This window comes from Sphingomonas sp. MMS12-HWE2-04 (assembly GCF_044881185.1).
Taxonomy (GTDB): Bacteria; Pseudomonadota; Alphaproteobacteria; order Sphingomonadales; family Sphingomonadaceae; genus Sphingomonas.
Genome location: NZ_CP173254.1, coordinates 542,439 through 560,811, shown reverse-complemented (window position 1 = coordinate 560,811; position 18,373 = coordinate 542,439). Strand labels below are relative to the sequence as shown.

The 18,373-nt window shown below is 67.6% G+C and carries 15 protein-coding genes; 3 read left to right on the top strand and 12 right to left on the bottom strand.

What is annotated here, in order from left to right:
- Positions 1–48 precede the first annotated feature (48 nt).
- The 5 genes from AB2M62_RS02575 to AB2M62_RS02555 all read right to left on the bottom strand — a co-directional run bounded on the left by AB2M62_RS02575 (position 49) and on the right by AB2M62_RS02555 (position 7,359).
- Positions 49–2,556 carry an FtsX-like permease family protein gene (locus AB2M62_RS02575; protein ID WP_404337544.1) on the bottom strand — a complete coding sequence of 836 codons (2,508 nt, stop codon included), beginning with the start codon at positions 2,554–2,556 and terminating at the stop codon, positions 49–51.
- 10 nt (positions 2,557–2,566) lie between these two features.
- On the bottom strand, positions 2,567–5,029 hold the full coding sequence (locus tag AB2M62_RS02570) for an FtsX-like permease family protein (RefSeq protein WP_404337542.1): 2,463 nt from the start codon (positions 5,027–5,029) through the stop codon (positions 2,567–2,569).
- Between the two features lie 47 nt (positions 5,030–5,076).
- Positions 5,077–5,757 carry an ABC transporter ATP-binding protein gene (locus AB2M62_RS02565; protein ID WP_404337540.1) on the bottom strand — a complete coding sequence of 227 codons (681 nt, stop codon included), beginning with the start codon at positions 5,755–5,757 and terminating at the stop codon, positions 5,077–5,079.
- Positions 5,758–5,777: 20 nt separating this feature from the next.
- On the bottom strand, positions 5,778–7,070 hold the full coding sequence (locus AB2M62_RS02560; protein WP_404337538.1) for an efflux RND transporter periplasmic adaptor subunit: 1,293 nt from the start codon (positions 7,068–7,070) through the stop codon (positions 5,778–5,780).
- Positions 7,071–7,143: 73 nt separating this feature from the next.
- A complete protein-coding gene (locus AB2M62_RS02555; protein ID WP_404337536.1) occupies positions 7,144–7,359 on the bottom strand; it encodes a hypothetical protein in 216 nt (71 codons plus the stop codon).
- A 137-nt stretch (positions 7,360–7,496) separates the two neighbouring features.
- Here AB2M62_RS02555 and AB2M62_RS02550 point away from each other — a divergent pair, with 137 nt between their 5' ends.
- The gene (locus AB2M62_RS02550) at positions 7,497–8,888 is read left to right on the top strand and encodes a sigma-54-dependent transcriptional regulator (protein WP_404337535.1); all 1,392 of its coding nucleotides are present in this window, start codon (positions 7,497–7,499) and stop codon (positions 8,886–8,888) included.
- On the top strand, positions 8,878–10,197 hold the full coding sequence (locus AB2M62_RS02545) for a sensor histidine kinase (protein WP_404337533.1): 1,320 nt from the start codon (positions 8,878–8,880) through the stop codon (positions 10,195–10,197). The genes AB2M62_RS02550 and AB2M62_RS02545 overlap by 11 nt, the downstream gene beginning before the upstream one ends.
- Before the next feature lie 626 nt (positions 10,198–10,823).
- Here AB2M62_RS02545 and AB2M62_RS02540 read toward each other — a convergent pair.
- From AB2M62_RS02540 to AB2M62_RS02530, 3 genes are read right to left on the bottom strand one after another with little or no spacing between them, the layout of a single operon-like run.
- The gene (locus tag AB2M62_RS02540; protein ID WP_404337532.1) at positions 10,824–11,702 is read right to left on the bottom strand and encodes a general secretion pathway protein GspK; all 879 of its coding nucleotides are present in this window, start codon (positions 11,700–11,702) and stop codon (positions 10,824–10,826) included.
- Positions 11,699–12,271 carry a prepilin-type N-terminal cleavage/methylation domain-containing protein gene (locus AB2M62_RS02535; protein ID WP_404337530.1) on the bottom strand — a complete coding sequence of 191 codons (573 nt, stop codon included), beginning with the start codon at positions 12,269–12,271 and terminating at the stop codon, positions 11,699–11,701. The genes AB2M62_RS02540 and AB2M62_RS02535 overlap by 4 nt, the downstream gene beginning before the upstream one ends.
- Entirely contained in the window at positions 12,268–13,146 is an 879-nt protein-coding gene (locus tag AB2M62_RS02530) for an ABC transporter substrate-binding protein (RefSeq protein ID WP_404337529.1), read from the bottom strand. Before AB2M62_RS02530 ends, AB2M62_RS02535 begins: the two co-directional genes overlap by 4 nt.
- A gap of 185 nt (positions 13,147–13,331) precedes the next feature.
- On the opposite strand from AB2M62_RS02530, the gene AB2M62_RS02525 reads away from it, so the two are divergent.
- Positions 13,332–14,024: a hypothetical protein gene (locus AB2M62_RS02525; RefSeq protein WP_404337527.1), complete on the top strand. Its 693-nt coding sequence runs from the start codon at positions 13,332–13,334 to the stop codon at positions 14,022–14,024.
- 3 nt (positions 14,025–14,027) lie between these two features.
- On the opposite strand, the gene AB2M62_RS02520 is transcribed toward AB2M62_RS02525, so the two are convergent.
- Genes AB2M62_RS02520 through gspL form a run of 4 tightly spaced genes read right to left on the bottom strand, consistent with a single transcriptional unit; the run spans position 14,028 to position 18,332 of the window.
- Complete coding sequence (locus AB2M62_RS02520) at positions 14,028–15,254, bottom strand: type II secretion system F family protein (protein ID WP_404337525.1); 1,227 nt, start codon at positions 15,252–15,254, stop codon at positions 14,028–14,030.
- On the bottom strand, positions 15,251–16,732 hold the full coding sequence (gene gspE / locus AB2M62_RS02515) for a type II secretion system ATPase GspE (RefSeq protein ID WP_404337524.1): 1,482 nt from the start codon (positions 16,730–16,732) through the stop codon (positions 15,251–15,253). Before gspE ends, AB2M62_RS02520 begins: the two co-directional genes overlap by 4 nt.
- Positions 16,729–17,226, bottom strand: coding sequence for a type II secretion system protein GspM (gspM, locus tag AB2M62_RS02510; protein ID WP_404337523.1), 498 nt, complete (start codon positions 17,224–17,226; stop codon positions 16,729–16,731). The genes gspE and gspM overlap by 4 nt, the downstream gene beginning before the upstream one ends.
- A complete protein-coding gene (gspL, locus tag AB2M62_RS02505) occupies positions 17,223–18,332 on the bottom strand; it encodes a type II secretion system protein GspL (protein WP_404337521.1) in 1,110 nt (369 codons plus the stop codon). Before gspL ends, gspM begins: the two co-directional genes overlap by 4 nt.
- Positions 18,333–18,373 lie beyond the last annotated feature (41 nt).

Here is an 18,373-nt window from a genome sequence, read left to right as displayed (position 1 = left end):
GCGGGCGAGGGTTTCCCCCGCCCGCTCCCCTACCCCAGGCTGACGCGCCTACTCGTAGCGCAGGGCATGGACTGGATTGGTGCGTGCGATGCGGAAGGCATGCGCGCTGATCGTCGCGACGGCGATCAGCAGCGCACAGGCGCCGGCAAGCAGGAAGGGCACCGGCCCCAGGCTCATCCGCGCATCATATTGGTTGAGCCAATCGCGCATGACCCACCAGGCGACCGGCCAGGCGATCAGGTTGGCGATCACCACCGGACGAGTGAACTGCCAAACCAACAGCCGGACAATGTCCCAGGTGCGCGCGCCGAGCACCTTGCGGATGCCGATCTCCTTGGTGCGGCGCTCGGCAGTGAAGGCGGCAAGCCCGAACAGCCCGAGACAACCCACGGTAACCGCGAGCAGCGCGAAGATGCCAAACATTTGCGCCCGCGCGTCCATCCGGCGATAGCTGCGCTCCATGATCGCATCGGCGAACTGGCCGTCATAGGCGACGTCGGGCGCGAAGCTGCGCCAGACCTGCTCGATCCCGGCGCGCACCGTGGCGGGATCGCCGTTGAACCGCGCGACCAGCCAATGGGCGTTGTTGCCGTTCCACTGGAACATGATCGGTTCGATCGGCGTGGTGATCGTGCGGAAGCGCGAATCCCCGACGACGCCGATGATCGTCAACTGCATCGAGCCGCCATATTGATCGGCGATGCCATAGCGCAGCGTCTTGCCGATCGCATCCCGCGCGCTGGCGAAGCCGAGCCGCTTCACGCCGGCTTCGTTGATCACGATATTCGCGCCGCGCACCGCCATCGCCTTTTCCGCGGACGCATCCTCTGGAACCGGTGTGGTCATGTCGTCGGCAGGCCGGTTGCGGTCAAACAGGCGCCCCGCCACCAGCTTGATCCCCATTGTCGGGAAATAGCCCGGATCGGCCGCGTAGATCCCGATATCGGTCGGGTCGGCGCGCCCCGCGACGGTCACCGAAGTGGTCGAAGTATTGTTGGTGTTGACGGCTATGCCGGTGCGGCCCACGCTTTGGACCCCGGGCACCGCCTCGATCTGGCGCATCAGCCCTTCCTGCCGTCCGTAGATTGAAGAAGAACTGAGCCCGCTAACCTGGATCAGCCCCTTGCGGACATAGCCGGGATCGAGCGCGCGCGCATACAGCGTCTGGCCGTAAACGACCGCGGTGCAGACCATAAGCCCGATCGATACGGCAAACTGGACGACGACGAGCGCATTGCGCAGCCGGCCCGACCCCTCCGCCTCGGACGCCGACTTGTTGGCCTTGAGCACGCGCGCCGGCTCGAAACGCGACAGGTACAGCGCTGGATAGGCGCCGCCCGCCGCCCCGACGAGCAGTACGAGCCCCAGGATCGGCAGCAACATGCCCTCGCGGCCGAAATAATGGAGATCGAGATCGGCACCGAGGAAGTTCGAGAACCAGGGCAGCACGATCTCGGTCACCGCCAGCGCAAGCAGCATCGCGATTCCCGCGAGCAGGATCGATTCGCCAAGGAACTGGACGATCAGCTGGCGTCGCGTCGCACCCAGCACCTTACGCAGCGCCACTTCGCGCGCGCGCTGGCTGGCGCGGGCGGTCGCCAAGTTGGTGAAGTTCATGCACGCCATGCCGAGGATCAGCAGCGCAATCACCGCGAAGGTGGCGATCGAGGTGGCGTCGTTGCCCGCGGTCATCGCCGAACCCTGAGACTTGCCGAGATGGACGTCACGAACGTTGACCAGCCGATAGTCGCGATCGTCGCCGATATTGTAGCGATGGCCACCATCCACCTTGTCAGGGATGTTGCGCTTCTCCCATGCTGCCATCTGACGATTGAGCTGGGCGACGTCGGTGCCGGGGCGCAGCTTCACGTAGACCCAGCCGCCGGTCCAGCCCCATTCGGAGAGGAAGTCGCTGTTATGGCCCTGGGCATAAAGGCTGGGGAAATCGGCGCGGACCAGCACGTCGACTGCGAGATGGGTGTTCTTGGGCAGATCGGCGATCACGCCGGTGATGCGATAGTCCGCCTTCACCCCGACAGCGATCACGGTGAGCGTCTTGCCGACGATATCGGTCGTGCCGAAAAGCGCGATTGCCTGCTTCGCGCTGAGCACCATCGTGCCGGGCTGCACGAGGGCATTATGGTCGCCGCGCGCCATCGGCAGCGGCAAGGTATCGAAGAATGCGCTGTCCACCAGCGCGGCGTCGTCGGGGGTATAGGCGCGACCGTCCTTGAGCACAGTGAGCCGCGTGCCGCCGCCGAAATAGGTCGCATGCTCGATCTGCGGGAAATCCTTGAGCAGCGCCGCCTTGGTCACATAGGGCGCGCCCTGATTTTCGAAGTGATCGGCGGTCGTCCGGCTCTGATAGTCCGACTGGAACTGATAGATGCTCGCATTGTCGGGCAGCCATTCGTCATAGCTGCGCTCGTACCGGACATAGAGCAGGATCATCAGGCATGCGGCCAGGCCGATCGCCAGCCCGAAGATGTTGATGAACGCATAGACCTTGTTCTTGGCGAGTGCCCGAAAGCTGACGGTCAGATAGTTGCGCCACATGGGGATGTTCCTACTCGTAGCGGAGAGCGTGGATGGGATTGGTGCGGGCGACCCGCAGCGACTGACCGGCGACGGTCGCGATCGCGATGACCAGCGCGACCAGGCCGGCAACGAGGAAGGGTTCCGCCGTTAACACGATGCGCTGGTCGAAGCCGTTGAGCCATTCGCGCATCGCCCACCATGCCGCCGGCCAGGCGATCAGGTTGGCGAGCACCACCGGCTTGGAGAACTGCCAGGCGAGCAACTGTACGATGTGGCGCACCTTGGCGCCGAGCACCTTGCGGATGCCGATCTCACGCGTCCGCCGCTCGGTGGCGAACGAGGCAAGGCTGTAGAGCCCCAGGCAGGCGATCAGCACCGCCAGCGCCGAGAAACCGGCGAACAGCGCGCCGCGTGCGCGATCGGCGGCGTAGAGTTCGCGGGCGATGTCGTCGACGTAGCGTGCCTCGAACGGAATCTCGGGCTCGAACTTGCGCCAGACCTTGCCTAGCGCCGCCATCACCTCGCCCGGCCGCGCTGCGGCGAAGCGAACCAGAACTTGGCTCGCAGGCTCTGGATCATAGGCAAAGATCGCAGGATCGATCGCGGCTCGTGCGCCATAGAAGCGCGCGTCCTCGACGACGCCGACCACGATGCTCGGCACCATCTCGGGTCCACCGGCCGACACCCGAATCGCCTGTCCGATTGCAGCGCGCGGACTGCGGAAACCGAACTTGGTAGCAGCGGCGCGGTTGATCACGACATTCAGTCCACGCGCAACCAGCGCCTGCGGGTTGCCGGCGAGCACACGGTCCGAAGCGAAGCGATCGTCTAGCCGGCGCCCAGCGAGGAGCTCGATATCCGAAGTCTGGAAGAATTCGGCGTCGACGCTGTTATAGCTCATCGACAGAAATTCGGTGGCTTTCGGCGCCTGCACGAGGCGGACCGTAGAGCCGGCGCCAGCGACTTCGATGTCGCTGCGCGCGGTTCGCGTCACCCCGGGGATCGCAAGCATTGCGACACGCGCGGCTTCGTATTCGCTGCCCTTTGCGAAGCGCCAGGCATTGGCGATCTGGATCAGCCCGTCGCGGCGATACCCCGGGTCGACCGTCTCGACAAAGCGCGTCTGGGAATAGATCACCCAGGTCGAGGCGATCAGCCCGATCGCGATGGCGAACTGGATCATCACCAGCGCAGTGCGGAAGCGACCATTGCCTGGTGTCTCGATCGCGGATTTGTTGGCGCGCAGCACTTCGGCGGGATGGAAGCGGCTGAGATAGAAAGCCGGGTAGAGCCCGCCCAGCAGCCCGGTCGCGAGGAACAGCGCGCACGCCGGCAGGAACATCCCGGCTGGGCCGAGATAGGCAATGCGGATGTCGGCGCCGAGCGCGGCGCTGATCCATGGCGTCGCGAGTTCGACAATAGTCAACGCGAGCAGCATCGCCACCCCCGCCATCACCACGCTTTCCCCAAGGAACTGGGCGATCAACTGGCCGCGCGACGCGCCGAGGACCTTTCGAAGCGAGACCTCGCGGGCACGCTGAGTGGCGCGCGCTGTCGATAGATTGACGAAGTTCATCACCGCCATTGCCAGCGTGAGGAAGGCCACGACTGCGAAGGTGGCGAGCGCGCGCGGATCGCCCAGCGGCCTGAGCGCGAACTTGTCGGCATTGCCGAGATGAACGTCGGTCAGCGGCACCAGCCGGAGGTCGACCGCATCCGACATCGTCGCAGGCTTTCCGTCGATTACCGCGTCGGGAATGTTGCGCTTCTCCCAGGCGGGTAGCCCGGCGTTGATTGTTGCGGCATCGCTGGCGCGGCGCAGCCGGACGAAATGATGCTGGCCGACATTGCTCCAGTTGCGCGCCTCGGGGGGAATCTGGTTGATATCGCGTCGGAAAATGAGACCGAGTCGGAGACTGGTGTTGCGCGGCAAGTCGCGGAGCACGGCAGTGACGCGATAGTCGCGCTTCCCCGGCCCAGCGCCTAGGCTGAGCGACTTGCCCAAGGCATCGGTGGTGCCAAGCTGGCGCATGGCCTCGCTTTCGGTGAGCACAATCGAATTGGTGTCGGGCAGCGCAGTGGCGGCACGCCCCTGCGCAAAGGGCAGGTCGAGGACATCGAAAAAGTTGGCGTCGACCGACACTGAATTGATGAAGCGCGGCTGACCGCCACGTTCGCTCACGCTCTTGCCCGGGCTGAGCGACGTGACAGCCTCGACTTGGGGGAAGGCACCGGGCAACTTCTCGTAGACAATGAATGGGCTGCTCTGAAGCGCCACCGCAGGTTGGCCGGGCAGGTTGAACTTGGTCTGGACCTGATAAAGCCGGTCGCTCTCGGGCAGCCAGCTATCGTAACTGCTTTCGTAGCGGACATAGTTGAGGATCAGCAGGCTGCCGGCGAGCCCCAGCGCGAGCCCGCCGATGTTGATCGCGGCGTAGATGCGGTTCTGGGCCAACAGCCGCAACGCGATCGTCAGGTAGTTACGCCACATTTCCGGTTTCCCTCCGCAAACCCCAGCCTTCGGGTGTCATCCCCGCCTCACGCCGCGCGGCGACGTTCCTGGAGGATGCGGCCGTCGAGCATGTTGACGATGCGCCCGGCATAATCGGCATGGGCGGGCGAATGGGTGACCATCACGATGGTCGAGCCCTCGGCGTTCAGCGCCTGGAGCATCTTCATCACTTCCTCGCCGTGATGCGTGTCGAGATTGCCGGTCGGTTCGTCGGCAAGGATCAGCTTGGGGCTGGCGACGAGCGCGCGGGCGACGGCGACGCGCTGCTGCTGCCCGCCCGAAAGCTGGCTGGGGCGATGCTTCGCGCGGTGGGCGATGCCGACGCGATCCATCACCTCGTCGACACGGCGCCTGCGCTCCGCCGCGGGGACGCTGTGATAGAGAAGCGCCAGCTCGACATTGTCGCGGACGGAGAGCTCGTCGACCAGATTGAAGCTCTGGAAGATGAAGCCGATATTTTCCTTGCGGACGTCGGCGAGCTTGCTCTCGGGCAGCCCGGCGACTTCCTGGCCATTGAACACATAGCTGCCGGACGAGGGGCTATCGAGCATCCCGATCATGTTGAGCAGCGTCGACTTGCCGCAGCCCGAGGGCCCCATGATTGCGACGAACTCGCCATCGGCGATCTCGAGATCGATCGCGTCGAGCGCCGTCGTCTGGACCGTATCGGCGCGGTAGACCTTGGAGAGTTCGCGCATCGTCAGCATGGATTTCCCTTCCTTGATGTTCATTTGCCGAGGTCCAGCCGGTCCTTGTCGGCGAAGCCGGTATAGGGCGAGGTCAGCACCTTCTCGCCGGGCTCGAGCCCTTCGAGAATTTCGACCAACTCGGCGTTGCGGCGGCCCATGCGAACCTGGCGCTTGACCGCGGAGCCGCCGTCCGGCGCGACGACGAAGATCCAGCTGCCGCCGGTTTCGTTGAAGAAGGCGCCGTTGGGGATCAGCAGCGCGGGCGCCGGATCGCCGAGCGTGAGGCGGGCCTGCAACGTCTGGCCGCGCTGGATATTGGCGGGCTCGGCGCCGACGAACTGCAGATCGACCTGGAACTGGCCGTTCTGCACCTGCGGGTAGATCTTCGTCACCTTGGCCTGAAAGCGCTTGCCGCCGAAATCGAGCGCGGCACGCTGCTGGAGCTGGACGCGGCCGAGATAGAATTCGTCGACGCCGGCGATCAGCTTGTTGCGACCGGGGCTGTCGATCTGCCCCACGCGCTCGCCGCGCTGGAGCGACTGGCCGACCTGCACCGAAAAGCCCGAAAGCTGGCCCGCCACCGGCGCGCGGAGCTGGAGCGCATCGAGATTGGCGCGCGCGATCGACAGGCCCGACTGCATCGACTGCGCCGCCGCCTGCTGCTGCGAGAGCTGGCTGGTCTGCAGCCGCGCGTCGGTCGACTGGCTGCGCTTGAGCGCCGCGAGGTTGCGCTGGCGATATTGATAATCGGCCTCGGTGTCCGCGAATTGCTTGGCGGTGACGAAGCCCTTGCCGGCCAGCGGCTTCTCGCGCTCATATTGGCGGCGCGCCTTGTCGAGCGCGAGCCCCGCCTCGAGTACCGCGCGCTCGTTCGACAGGCGAGTCTGGGCAAGCGCCAGTTCCTGGCTGCGCATGTTGTTGATCTGCTGCTCGACTTCGGTCTGCCGCGCGAGCGTCGAGAGCTGGAGTTCGGCATTGGAGAGCAAGGCGATCGGCTGGCCCTGGGCAACGGTGGCGCCATCCTCCACCAGCATCTTCTCGACCCGACCGCCCTCGACCGCATCGATATAGACGGTGAGCAGGGGGGTTACGCGGGCGCGCAGCGGGATGAAATCGTCGAAGGTGCCGCGCGTCACGGTGGAGATGGTGACACGGTCGGCGCCGACCGTCTGGCTGGTCCCGCGCGGCGCGAACCACCAGAAGGCGGCCAGGGCAAGCACGAGAATGCCGGCGCCGATCGCGGCCTTCGTCTTCACCGACAGCTTCCGCGTCTCGACGATCTGGTCCATCGCGCCACCGTTGACCGGGCGCTCCCCTCTTTCTTTCTGCATCCGCACGATAGCCATGGTCACCCCGTTGCAACCCCTGTGCCAAGCATCGTTACGCGAGCGGTGCACAGCGCGATCACAACAGCGTGCCCGTGCAACCGTTCGATTTCGGACAGTCGTGTCCGGTTTCGAACGCGATCCCGACACTGGCAAAGCCCAGGCTGATCAGCGCGTGCGCGCGCCCGCCGCCGATCGAGACGTCGAGCGCGGGCGGCTTTGCCAGCGCAGCGGCCGATAGCGCGGCGGCGACCAGCAGCACTGCGAGCGTGCGCTTGGGGTTGATGCGGTTCACCGGATTGCTCCTCCTCCGCCGCCCCTGGAGCAGGAGTTGTGCCAAAATGCCCGCGACCGACGGGAATCCTGACATCGTTACGGCTGGCACGCATTTTGATTGTCCGCTTCCGCGCAGGCGCGGTACGGGAGTGGGCGATGGCGAGCGGACCTGAATTCGATTTCTGCGTCGTGATCGACGACGACGACGATATCCTGATGGCGTCGCGGCTATTGCTGCGGCGGCTGTTCACGGATGTTGCGATCGCCAACACGCCCGACGAAGCGCTGCCCGCGATCCAGGCGCGCACGCCCGACGTCGTGCTGCTCGACGCCAATTTCGCCCGCGGGGCAACCGATGCGGCCGAAGGGTTGGCCTGGCTCGATCGGCTGCTCGCAATCGATTCCGAGATGGTGGTGGTGATGATCACCGCGCATGCCGGGGTGCAGGTGGCGGTGGCGGCGATGAAGCGCGGCGCGACCGATTTCGTCTCCAAGCCGTGGTCGAACGAGAAATTGCTGGCAACGGTGCGCACCGCGGCCTCGCTGCGTCGTTCGCGCAAGGCAGTGGCTGGTGACAAGGGCACCGGCCCTGCCCCGGTGCCCACCGGCGCGTCGCCGCTGCTCGGCCAGTCGCCGGCGATGGCGCGCGTCCATTCGCTGATTGCGCGCGCAGCGCCGACCGAAGCCAATGTCCTCGTGCTCGGCGAGAACGGCACCGGCAAGGAACTGGTCGCGCGCGAGCTGCACCGCCAGTCGCTGCGCGCCGACAAGGTGATGCTGACGGTCGATCTCGGCGCGGTTTCGGAGGATTTGATCGACAGCGAGCTGTTCGGCCATGTGAAGGGCGCCTTCACCGATGCGCGCACCGATCGTGTCGGGCGCATCCAGGCGGCGGATGGCGGCACGTTGTTCCTCGACGAGATCGGCAATTTGCCGCTGCGGCTCCAGCCCAAATTGCTGACCGTACTCGAGCAGCGCCAGGTGACGCCGGTGGGGGCGAACAAGCCCGTCCCGGTCGATATCCGGGTGATCGCCGCGACCAACCTGCCGCCGGAAAAGCTCCATGACGAGAGCCATTTCCGCCAGGATCTGCTGTTCCGGCTCAACACCGTCGAGATCGGGCTGCCGCCGCTGCGCGAGCGGCTCGAAGACGTGCCGGGGTTGATCGACCATTATCTCGATCATTATGCCCGGCGCTATGGCCGCGAAATCCCCGCGCTGAGCCCGGCGGCGCGGCGCACGCTGCTCACCCATGACTGGCCGGGCAATGTCCGCGCGCTCCGCCATGCGCTCGAACGCGCAGTGATCCTCGCGCGCGACATGCCGCTCGAGCCCGAGGATTTCGCGCTGGTCTCGACTGCGCCGCGGATCGCGCCGGCGGCAGTGGTGGCGCCGCGCGCGCAGGACGATCTCAACCTCGAGCGCGTCGAACGGCGGCTGGTGGAGGAGGCGCTGAAGAAGCACGGCTACAACATCTCGCTGGCCGCCGCCGAACTCGGCCTGTCGCGCGCCGCGCTCTATCGGCGAATGGAGAAGCATGGGCTTTGACCAGCGCTTCACGATCGGGCTGATCGCCTGGATCGCCGCGCTGACGCTGGCGCTGCTCGCCTGCATCGCCGCCTTTGCGACGCCCGGTCTCGGCGCGGCGCGGATCGTCGCGCTGGGCGTGGCCGGCGGCATGTTCGCCGGACTGTGGCGGCACATCACCCGGACCAACCGAACGGTGGCGCGCTTCCTGGAGGCGCTCAAATTCGGCGACACCGCGCTGCAATTCGATGTCGAGGGCGGCGCGGGGTTCGGCGAGCTTGGCGGATCGCTCAACGAGGCGCTGGCGCGGTTTCGTGCCGAGCAGGACCGGGTCTCGGGCGAGTTGCGCTATCTCGACGCGCTGATCGACGACATGCCGGTGGCGGTGCTGACCGTCGATGCGGGCGGCCATGTTGCGCTCGCCAACAAGTCGGCGCGGCGATTATTCGCCGGCGAGCACGGCACGCTCCCTGAGGATTTCGTCGCTTATGGCGCGACGTTCGCAAGACGTCTTGCGAAGGGTTCGCAGAATGAGGAGTTATTGATACTCACTATCAACGGCCGGCCGCAGCGGATGCTGGTCCGCCAGGCAACTTTGGAACGCCTCGGACAGCGGACGCGCGCGCTGAGCGTACAGCCGATTCAAGGGACGCTCGACGCCGTCGAAATGGCGGCGCAAACCGATCTGGTGCGGGTGCTGACGCATGAGATTCTCAATTCGCTGACCCCGGTGACCTCGCTCGCCGCGACAGCCGCCGAACTGCTCAGCGATCGCGATCTGGCCAGCGATCCGCGCATCGCCGACGCCTCGGCAGCGGTGACGACACTGGCGCGACGGGCGCAGGGTCTCGGGCATTTCATCGAAGCGTATCGCGCAGTGGCGCAGACGCCCGAGATCAAGCGCCAGAGCTTCGCCGCGCGCCCCTGGGCCGAGGAACTGGCGCGGCTGTTCGCCGCCAAGACGCCCGAAGTGCCGCTGACGCTGGTGGCGCCCGAAACGCTGGCGCTCGACGCCGATCCCGATCTGCTCGCGCAGGTGGTGATCAATCTGCTGCAGAATGCCGCGCAGGCGATGGCAGGCATCGAGGCGCCCCGGTTAGCGCTGCGCCTGTTCGCACAGGGCGAAGCCCGCGTGATCGAAGTCGAGGACAATGGCCCCGGCATTCCGGAGGGCCTGCGCCAGGACGTGTTCCTGCCCTTCTTCACCACCCGGCCGACCGGCACCGGCGTGGGCCTCAACCTCGCGCGGCAGATCGTGGTAGCGCATGGCGGCGCGATCGACGTCACCGATGCACCCGGCGGCGGCGCGCTGTTCCGGATACTGCTCTAGGCAGTGAATCCATAACGCCCGCTTTGCAACAAGCGCCGAACGACCGACTATGGGTGGATAGCGGACCTTCTTAGCCCTCTCCCGCTTTCGCGGGAGAGGGAGGGGCCCGCCGCCAAGGGCGGTGGGAGGGTGAGGGTCTTCTTCTACCAGGCGTTCAGCGCCTTCGCTTGGTGGAAGAAGGCCCTCACCCAACCAGCATCGGGTGAACAGCGCCCCGCGCTGTTCAGATCATGCCGGGGGCATGATCGACCCGATGCTCCCGCGAAAGCGGGAGAGGGCTAGAAGGCCAACATCCGAAACTGGGCGTTAGTGGCCTGGCAGCGCTTGTTTCAGCCGCCGCACCGCTGAACCTCGGAGATGGGTGGGAAGCGGGCGTTGAGCGATAGCGTGGCCGTCTCGCGCGCCCCTCCCTGCAAGGGAGGGGATGGGGGTGGGTGCGAGCCGAAGGCGAGCCCACCAGCCTCGATTAAAGGAAAGGCCGGGCATCGAGCCCGGCCTTTCCTGACCCACCCCTAGCCCATCCCTTCCAGGGAGGGGAACGGACGGCCGCAACTGAAGCGTTAGCCGAAAGGCGGTTTTATGCGTCCATTGGCCCAATATCCTGCGCCGCCAAAGCCAGGATTCGATCATCCCTTTGCCACCGGCAGCGCCGGCGCGCCGGGCGGAACGGCGCTGTTGCGCCAGCGCTCGACAGGAAGGACCTCGGTCTTGCCGTCGGGCGTTCGGCGGCGCTGGATCAGCGTCGCGGCCTGCTGGCTGGTGGTGCCTATCGTGGCGCGGGTGCGCACCCAGAAGGTGTTCGAGCGGAAGCTGGTGCCCCAGGGCATCGAGACATTCTGGTCCGCCAGGTCCTTCAGCGTCAGATAGCCCTGGCGCTTGCGCACCGCGACGAGACGCGCCGCGACCAGCGGATCGCGGAACAGGATCGAAAGCATCTCCTCGTCGGCGGCGTTGAGATTGAGCGCAGTGATGCCGGGCAGCGCCGTCACCAGCCGTTCGAGCCGCGTGGCCGCCGCCGGCTCGACGCCGGCATAGCGCAGCGGCCGCAGATCGGTGACCGGCCCGCGCAGCCGGACATATTCGATCGCGGCGACGATCTGCTCGGGGGTGAGCCCGGCTTCGCGCGCGATCGTCTGGAACAGGATCAGCGAGGCCGCATCGCCGGCGCGGACCGAATTGATGTTGTAGCGGCCTTCGGCGTCCGCGATCGCGAGATCGAAGGTGCCGCCCTCGATCGGCGCGCCGGCCTCGGACAGCTTGGCCCAGGGCTCGCCCTGGTGATCGACTTCGGGCGAGACTTCGGAATCGCGGCGTAGCGCGACCAGCGCGGAGAGCTCGCCGCCGCGCACCACTGCCAGCGCGCGCGCCGCCTCGCGGGTGCGCAGCGCGCGGTCGAGCGCGAGTTCCTCGCGGTTGATCATCAGCAGCACGAGGCCCGCGGCGATCGCGACGAACATCAGCACGTTGACGAGGATCATCCCCGTCTCGTCTTCGCGGCGGCTCACTGGTTGGCCTCTTCGGGACGCGCGGGCAGCGCGACGACGCGACGCAGCGACACCGGCGTGCCGCCCGGCCCCGCCACCTGCATCTCGAGTTCGACGGCGCGCGGCCAGCGCTCCTTGCCTTCGTCGCTCACCGGCCAGCGATCGGCCCAGGCGCCGTCCCAGAAGCGCCAGCGCGCGGCAGTGATGCCGCCGAGCACGACCTGCGGAGCGGGGCCGATGCTGCGCACCAGCGCGCCGCCGGTCGCGGTGTAGCGCAGCGGCACGGCGGCGCCGCCGATCCCGGGTGCGGCGCGGGTGAAGCCCAGTGTGGTGCCGCCGCCGGTCATCCGGCCCGAAGCGATCTGGTCGAGATCGCTGGCGACGACGAACATCGTGCGCTGGAGATCGGCGAGGCGATCGAGCCTTTGCTCGGTCCGGCCCTGGACCTTGATGATCCCCTCTACCAGCGCGAGCCCGGCGACCGCGATCAGCGCGAACAGCGCCATCGAGATCATCAGCTCGATCAGCGTGAAGCCGGCATCGCTCGCGTCGGGGCGCGCGGCAGGAGGATCAACCGGGGTGCGGATCACGCACCCGAGCTGGTGGCGACGGGCTCATAGCCTTGCGGGCGCGCGACCAGGATCGCGAAGTCGCGCGCGACCGAGCCGTCGGTACGGAAGCGCACCGGCCCGGTGACGCCGTGAAAGCCCTTGCCGTCGAGCAGCCCCGCGGCGTTTAGCGTGTTGGCGTTGCGCAGGGCATTGGCGATGCCCGCAGCGTCATAGGCGAGCGCCGCGATCGTGCCGGGATTGCCGCCGTTGCGCGCGCTGAACTCGCTGGCGAAGGTGCCGAACGCGACCGGATCGGGACTGGCGATCCAGGCGCCGCTCAACACTTCGAGCGCCTCGGGCCGGTGATCGAGCCCCTGGAGCGTCGCGAGCAGCTGGATGCCGGTCGCCTTGAGCCCGCGCGCCGCGGAGAGCACCGCCTCGCCGCTACCCGGGAGCAGCACCGCGTCGGGCGCCTCGCCGGCATCGGGAAGCGGCTGGCCGGGACGGACCGGAAGCATGCGGACGCGGATGCCGAGCTCGCCCTCGGCCTGGCCCGCGGCGAGCGCTGCGGCGGCGCTCCACGGCGAGCCGTCGTCGATCATCGCGACCGACTTGATCCCGCGCGAACGGGCATAGCGCAGGATCGCGCTGGTCACCTGCGCGGCGGTGATCCCGAAGATGTAGGTGCCCTGCGTTCGCAGCACCGAATCGTTGCTGAACGCGATGATCGGCACCCGCCCGGCGATCGTGCTCGATACGGCGGGAACTTCCTCGGCAGTGAGCGGACCGAGGATCAGCGCGGGATGCTGCTTGAGCGCGGTTGCGGCGGCGGCGGCGGCCCCGGCGGCGGTCCCGCCGGTGTCGAAACTGAGCACGAACTGGCTGTTTTCCGCGAGCAACGCGGCGGCGCGCATGCTAGAGCCCAGCCGCGCTCGCGGTCCGGTGAGCGGGACCAGCAGGGCGACAGGACGTTTGTCCTTCTTCGCCGCTGCCAAGGCGTACGAGGGAAGCACGACCGATGCCGCTGACGCGACCAGGCCTGATTGCAGCAACCTCAGCAGCGACCGCCGGTCCATTGCCGACTCCGGATATGGGGGGTTTGGCACGCCGGCGTATTATCGTCTTCGTCGGGCTGGGCATAGCCGCTTACGTGCTGGCGATGCTGGTGACGATGCCGGCGAGCGTGTTCCTCAACAATCGGCCGTGGCGGACGGGCGTGGCGGGCACCGTGTGGAACGGCGAAGTCGGCCTGGCCGGCGGCTCCAAGCTCGAATGGCACCTGGCGCCGCTCCGCTCGCTGACCAGCCTCGCCTTTGCCGCCGACTGGAAGGCTACGGGTCCGAACACCGATCTCGGCGGGCAGGCGCTGGTCCATTTCGGCGGGCGCGTGGTGCTCGACCATGTCAGTGGATCGGCCGATGGCAGCCTGATCCAGGCGCTCCAGCCCAACCTGCCGTTCACCTGCGATCTGACGATGCAGATTGAGATGGAGCGGATTGCCGTTGGCGGCGGCGACCAGATGCTTTCGGGCAACGCGACCAGCGACCCCGGCAGCTGCCGCCCCAAGGGCGCGGGCGCGGCATCGAGCCTGCCGCCCCTGGTGCTCAGCGCCGAGCATGTCGGCCCGCGTACGACGATCCGCATCGCCCCGATGGCGCAGCGCCGCCAGACGCTGGTCAATTTCGTGCTGAGCGAGAGCGGGGCGTTGGACCTGTCGGTCACGCCCGAGGGTGCGGCGATGATGCCGTTCCTCGGGTTGCCCGCAGGGGGGCGCATCCAGGGCGAGATGTAAGCCCTACATCGTCACGAGGTTATTCAGGTTGATGATCGGCAGCAGGATCGCCAGCACCATCATCAGCACGAGCCCGCCCATCACCAGCAGGACGAGCGGCTCGACCAGCGATACCAGCGTCGACACCAGCGCATCGAGCTCGCGTTCGAGTTCGCCCGAGGCGCGGGAGAGCGCGGGGGCAAGCTTGCCGCTCGTCTCACCGCTGGCGACGATCGCGACGAGCATCGTCGGGAAGACGCCGGCCTCCTGCATCGCGGCGCGCAGCGAAATGCCTTCGCGAACCCGCTGGGCGACGCCGACCGCCTTCTGACGCACCCAGTGATTGGGCGTCACTGCGGCGGCTGCATGGAGCGCCTCGACCAGCGGGACCGAGCTGCCGACGAGCGTTGCGAGACTGCCGGCAAAACGCGCGGCGCTGAGCTGGCGACTGAATCGGCGGAATGGGCGTTTCTCGCTGAAGAAGCGATGAAGGCGTAGCTTATTGGCGGGCACGCGCACCCAGCGGCCCGCGGCGAACCCGGCGAGGCCGAGCACGATCAGAAGATACAGGCCGAAATTCTGGAGGAACCAGCTGATCGCGATCAGCAAGCGGGTGAGGATCGGCAGATCGGCACCGCGCGAGACGAAAACGCGGACGATATCGGGGACGACATAGACCAGCAGCAGCACCATCATCCCGACCGATACGCAGGCAAGAAGCGCCGGATAGAGCAAGGCCAGCTGGAGCTTCTGGCCATTGCTCTGGCGGTTTTCGACGAACTCGGCGAGGTGGTTGAGCACGTCGGTGAGCCGGCCCGAGGACTCGCCGGCAGCGACCGAGGCACGATAGAATTCGGGGAACGCCTTGGGGTGGGCCGAGAGCGCGGCGGCGAAGCTGCGCCCGTCGAGGATCGCGCCGCGCACGTCGAGCAGCAGCGAGCTGACCGCAGGCTGTTCCGATTGGGTCGCGACAAGCCGCAGCGCCTCTTCGACGGCGATGTCCGAGCCGACCAGGGTGGCGATCTGGCGGGTGATGGTGGCGAGCGCGCGCGGCGAGACGCGGTTGCGGCCGAAGCTGGGCAGCTCGATGCTGCCGAACGAACGGCCCTTTTCGGCGGCAGGCGTGACGGCGAGCGGTAGCAGCGCCTGTTCGCGGAGCAACGCACGGGCAGCGGCCGGCGAGGACGCTTCTATGATCCCGCGCTTCGCCGCGCCGGTGCGGTCCGCGGCGCGATAGGCGTAGGCGGTCACGCCTCTTCCCGGGTGACGCGCGCGACCTCATCGACGGTGGTCATGCCTTCGCGGATCTTGGCGACACCGTCTTCGAGCAGGCTGGGGCCGAGCTTGCGCGCGGCTTTTTCCAGCTCGGCCTCGGAGGCACCGTCATGAACGAGCTTCTGGAGCCTGTCGTCGACCGGCACGACTTCGTAGAGCCCGGCACGACCGCGATAGCCCTCGCCGTGACACGCGTCGCAGCCGCCGCGGCGCCAAATCTTCTTGCCGGGCTTGAGAACGCCGCCGAGCAGCCGCGAATCGGCCTCGGTCGATTCGTCCTGCCAGCGGCATTCGGGGCAAAGTTTGCGGACCAGCCGCTGGGCGACCACGCCGACAAGCATCGGCGCGAGCAGATAGCGCTCGACGCCCATGTCGATCAGTCGCGTCACCGAGCCGATCGCGCTGTTGGTGTGGAGCGTCGACAGCACGAAATGACCGGTCATCGCCGAGCGGACGGCGACCTCGGCGGTTTCCTGGTCGCGAATCTCGCCGACCATGATGACGTCGGGGTCCTGGCGCAGGATCGCGCGCAGGCCGCGGGCGAAGGTCATGTCGGTGCGCGCGTTGACCTGGGTCTGGCCGATGCCGGGCAGCTCATATTCGATCGGATCCTCGACCGTCATGATGTTGCGCTTGCGATCGTTGAGCCGGGCGAGCGCCGAGTAGAGCGTGGTCGTCTTGCCCGAACCGGTCGGGCCGGTGACGAGCAGCATGCCGTGCGGTCGATCGAGCAGGCGGTAGAAAATCTCCCGGTCGCGCGCGTTCATGCCCAGCGCTTCGAGGTCGAGGCGTAGCGACCCCTTTTCGAGCAGGCGGAGGACGACGCGCTCGCCATGCTGGGTGGGGATGGTCGAGACGCGGGCGTCGACATCATGCCCGCCGATCCGCAGTGTGACGCGGCCGTCCTGCGGCACGCGGCGCTCGGCAATGTCGAGCTTGGCCATCACCTTGATGCGGCTGACGAGCAGCGGCGCGAGCGCGCGCGGTGGCTCGATCATGTCCCGCAGCACGCCGTCGACGCGGAAGCGGACGACCAGCCGCTTTTCCTGGGTTTCGATATGAACGTCCGAGGCGCCTTCCTTCACTGCTTCGAGCAGCAGCGCGTTGATCAGGCGGATGACCGGCGCATCGTCGCGCGTATCGAGCAGATCGTCGACCGAGGCGGCGCTGTCGGCGAGCGCGGCCAGGTCCATGCCGCCCAGATCGATCTCGGCGGCGGCGCCCCCTGCCCCGCCATAGGCCTGGCCGAGCGCAGCATCGAACGCCTCGTCGGCGACCTGGACATAGCGCGCGTCGGGCGCGACCCGCTGGACCTCGAGCAGCGCATCGAGCGACACGCCGGCGCGGTGGACGCATTCGACACCCGTCGGCCCCGCACGCAGCAGCACCCCGTTGCGGCGTGCGAAGCTATAGGGGAGCGTCGCGAGGTCTTCGACGATCAGCGTGTCGGTCATTGGACGAGGTCCAGGCTAGCCGAGACGCGGCCGGCGACCGCCGTGCGATCGATCGACAGGCGGCGGACGCGCAGCGTGCTGGTTGCGCTCAGATCGGCGAGCCAGGCAGTGAGCGTCTCGTAGCTTGTGTCTGAAACGGTGACGCGCGCGCCGCCGGCAATCGCCTCCGGGGTGATGGCGAGGCCGACCGCCGAGGCCGAATCGGTGGCGATCCGCACCGGCAGACCCTGGCGCTGTGGCGGCTTTGCGGTTGTGAGCGTGCCCGCGGCGCGGACCCGTGCGGTCAGCGTCTCATAGGTGCGGATGTCGGAAATCGCCTCGGCCCGGGCCGACTGGAGCGGTTTGATGATCCCATAGACGAGGATGACCAGCGCAAGCAGCGTCGCCATCGTGCCGACCAGCCACCGCTCACGCGACGACAGTCCGCTCCACCAGGCATCGAACCGGGCGAGGGCCGCGTCGAGCGCGGGCATGCGGGAAAGGATGATTCTCATGCCGTGCGCGCCGTAACCCGAATCGAGCCATCGGGCGAGCGCGTGACGGTGCCGTTGATGCGCGACGCCTTGAGCGCGGCGTCGACACGGGCGGCGAGGCCCGGATCGGTGCCGTCGAGATCGAGCGTTAGCGCGCTCGCCTCGAAGCGCATCGTGCGGACCGCGATCGATCCGGCCAGCGGCGCGAGCGCGCCCGAGACGCGGTTGAGCAGCGGCAGGAACAGGTCCGGCGCGGCGCCACCGCCCGTGGGGAGCAGGTCGGCAACGCTGCCGGCGAGATCGTTGCTGAGGTTGGCGCCGGGCGCGGCGATTGCAGTAACGGCACGCAGATCCTCGGCGCGGCGATCGGCGATTGCGCGGAGCGCCAGCGTGTCTGCCGCGGCGATGACGATATGGGCGGCCGCGCCGATCGCGACGATCCAGCCGAATCGGCGCCAGAAATTGGGAATGGCGGCACGGCGGCGGGCATAGGCGCCCTGGCGCAGATCGAGCGCCGGGGCGAGCAGCCTGTCGGCAAGCGTCGCGCCGTCGAGCTCGGCAGCGCCCGCGGCCATCTCGACGGGTAGCGGCCCACCATAAGCGGTGGCCGGCGGACGCCCCGCCGCCTGCCAGGCGGGGAGCAGCAGCGCGGGCGGGCATGCAAAGCCGGTGCCGTCGCCGGCACGCACTGCGGCGCGATCCTCGGCAAGATCGACGGCCCATTGCCCTTCGTCGGGACGCGGGAGCGCGAGTGCATCGGGAACCATCGCCGCATGGGCGAGCCCGGCTTCCTCGGCGATCATCACCCAGGCGGCCATCACCTCGTGGCGAACCGCGGCGACCAGATAGCGCTTGGGCGCGATCTCGGCACCGAGCGCGAGATGGAGCGATTCGGGCGGCTCGGCGAGCTGGTCCTCGACGGCGAAGGGCAAGGCCTCGATCCGCTTGGCGCGGCTCGCGAGCGGCAAATCAACCGCCAGGATTCGGACCTGCTCGCTGGGCACCAGCACGGTTGCGGGTCCGCCCGGCTCAGCTATGATGAGCCGGCCTCCCGCGAGCGTCCAGACGCCCGCAAGCGAAGGCCCGCCCGAGTCCGGTGCACCCATCGCCGCTGGGCGGCTTGTCACATTTGCTTCATGGGAAGGACGCATGGGCCCCGAATGCGCAT

Coding starts and splice junctions, on each gene's coding strand:
- AB2M62_RS02575 (WP_404337544.1), bottom strand. CDS start 2,556: ATGTGGCGCAACTATCTGACCGTCAGCTTTCGGGCACTCGCCAAGAAC.
- gspM (WP_404337523.1), bottom strand. CDS start 17,226: ATGAGAATCATCCTTTCCCGCATGCCCGCGCTCGACGCGGCCCTCGCC.
- AB2M62_RS02570 (WP_404337542.1), bottom strand. CDS start 5,029: ATGTGGCGTAACTACCTGACGATCGCGTTGCGGCTGTTGGCCCAGAAC.
- AB2M62_RS02530 (WP_404337529.1), bottom strand. CDS start 13,146: ATGCGCGCCGCCGCGTTGCTCGCGGAAAACAGCCAGTTCGTGCTCAGT.
- gspE (WP_404337524.1), bottom strand. CDS start 16,732: ATGACCGACACGCTGATCGTCGAAGACCTCGCGACGCTCCCCTATAGC.
- AB2M62_RS02545 (WP_404337533.1), top strand. CDS start 8,878: ATGGGCTTTGACCAGCGCTTCACGATCGGGCTGATCGCCTGGATCGCC.
- AB2M62_RS02560 (WP_404337538.1), bottom strand. CDS start 7,070: ATGCAGAAAGAAAGAGGGGAGCGCCCGGTCAACGGTGGCGCGATGGAC.
- AB2M62_RS02565 (WP_404337540.1), bottom strand. CDS start 5,757: ATGCTGACGATGCGCGAACTCTCCAAGGTCTACCGCGCCGATACGGTC.
- AB2M62_RS02550 (WP_404337535.1), top strand. CDS start 7,497: ATGGCGAGCGGACCTGAATTCGATTTCTGCGTCGTGATCGACGACGAC.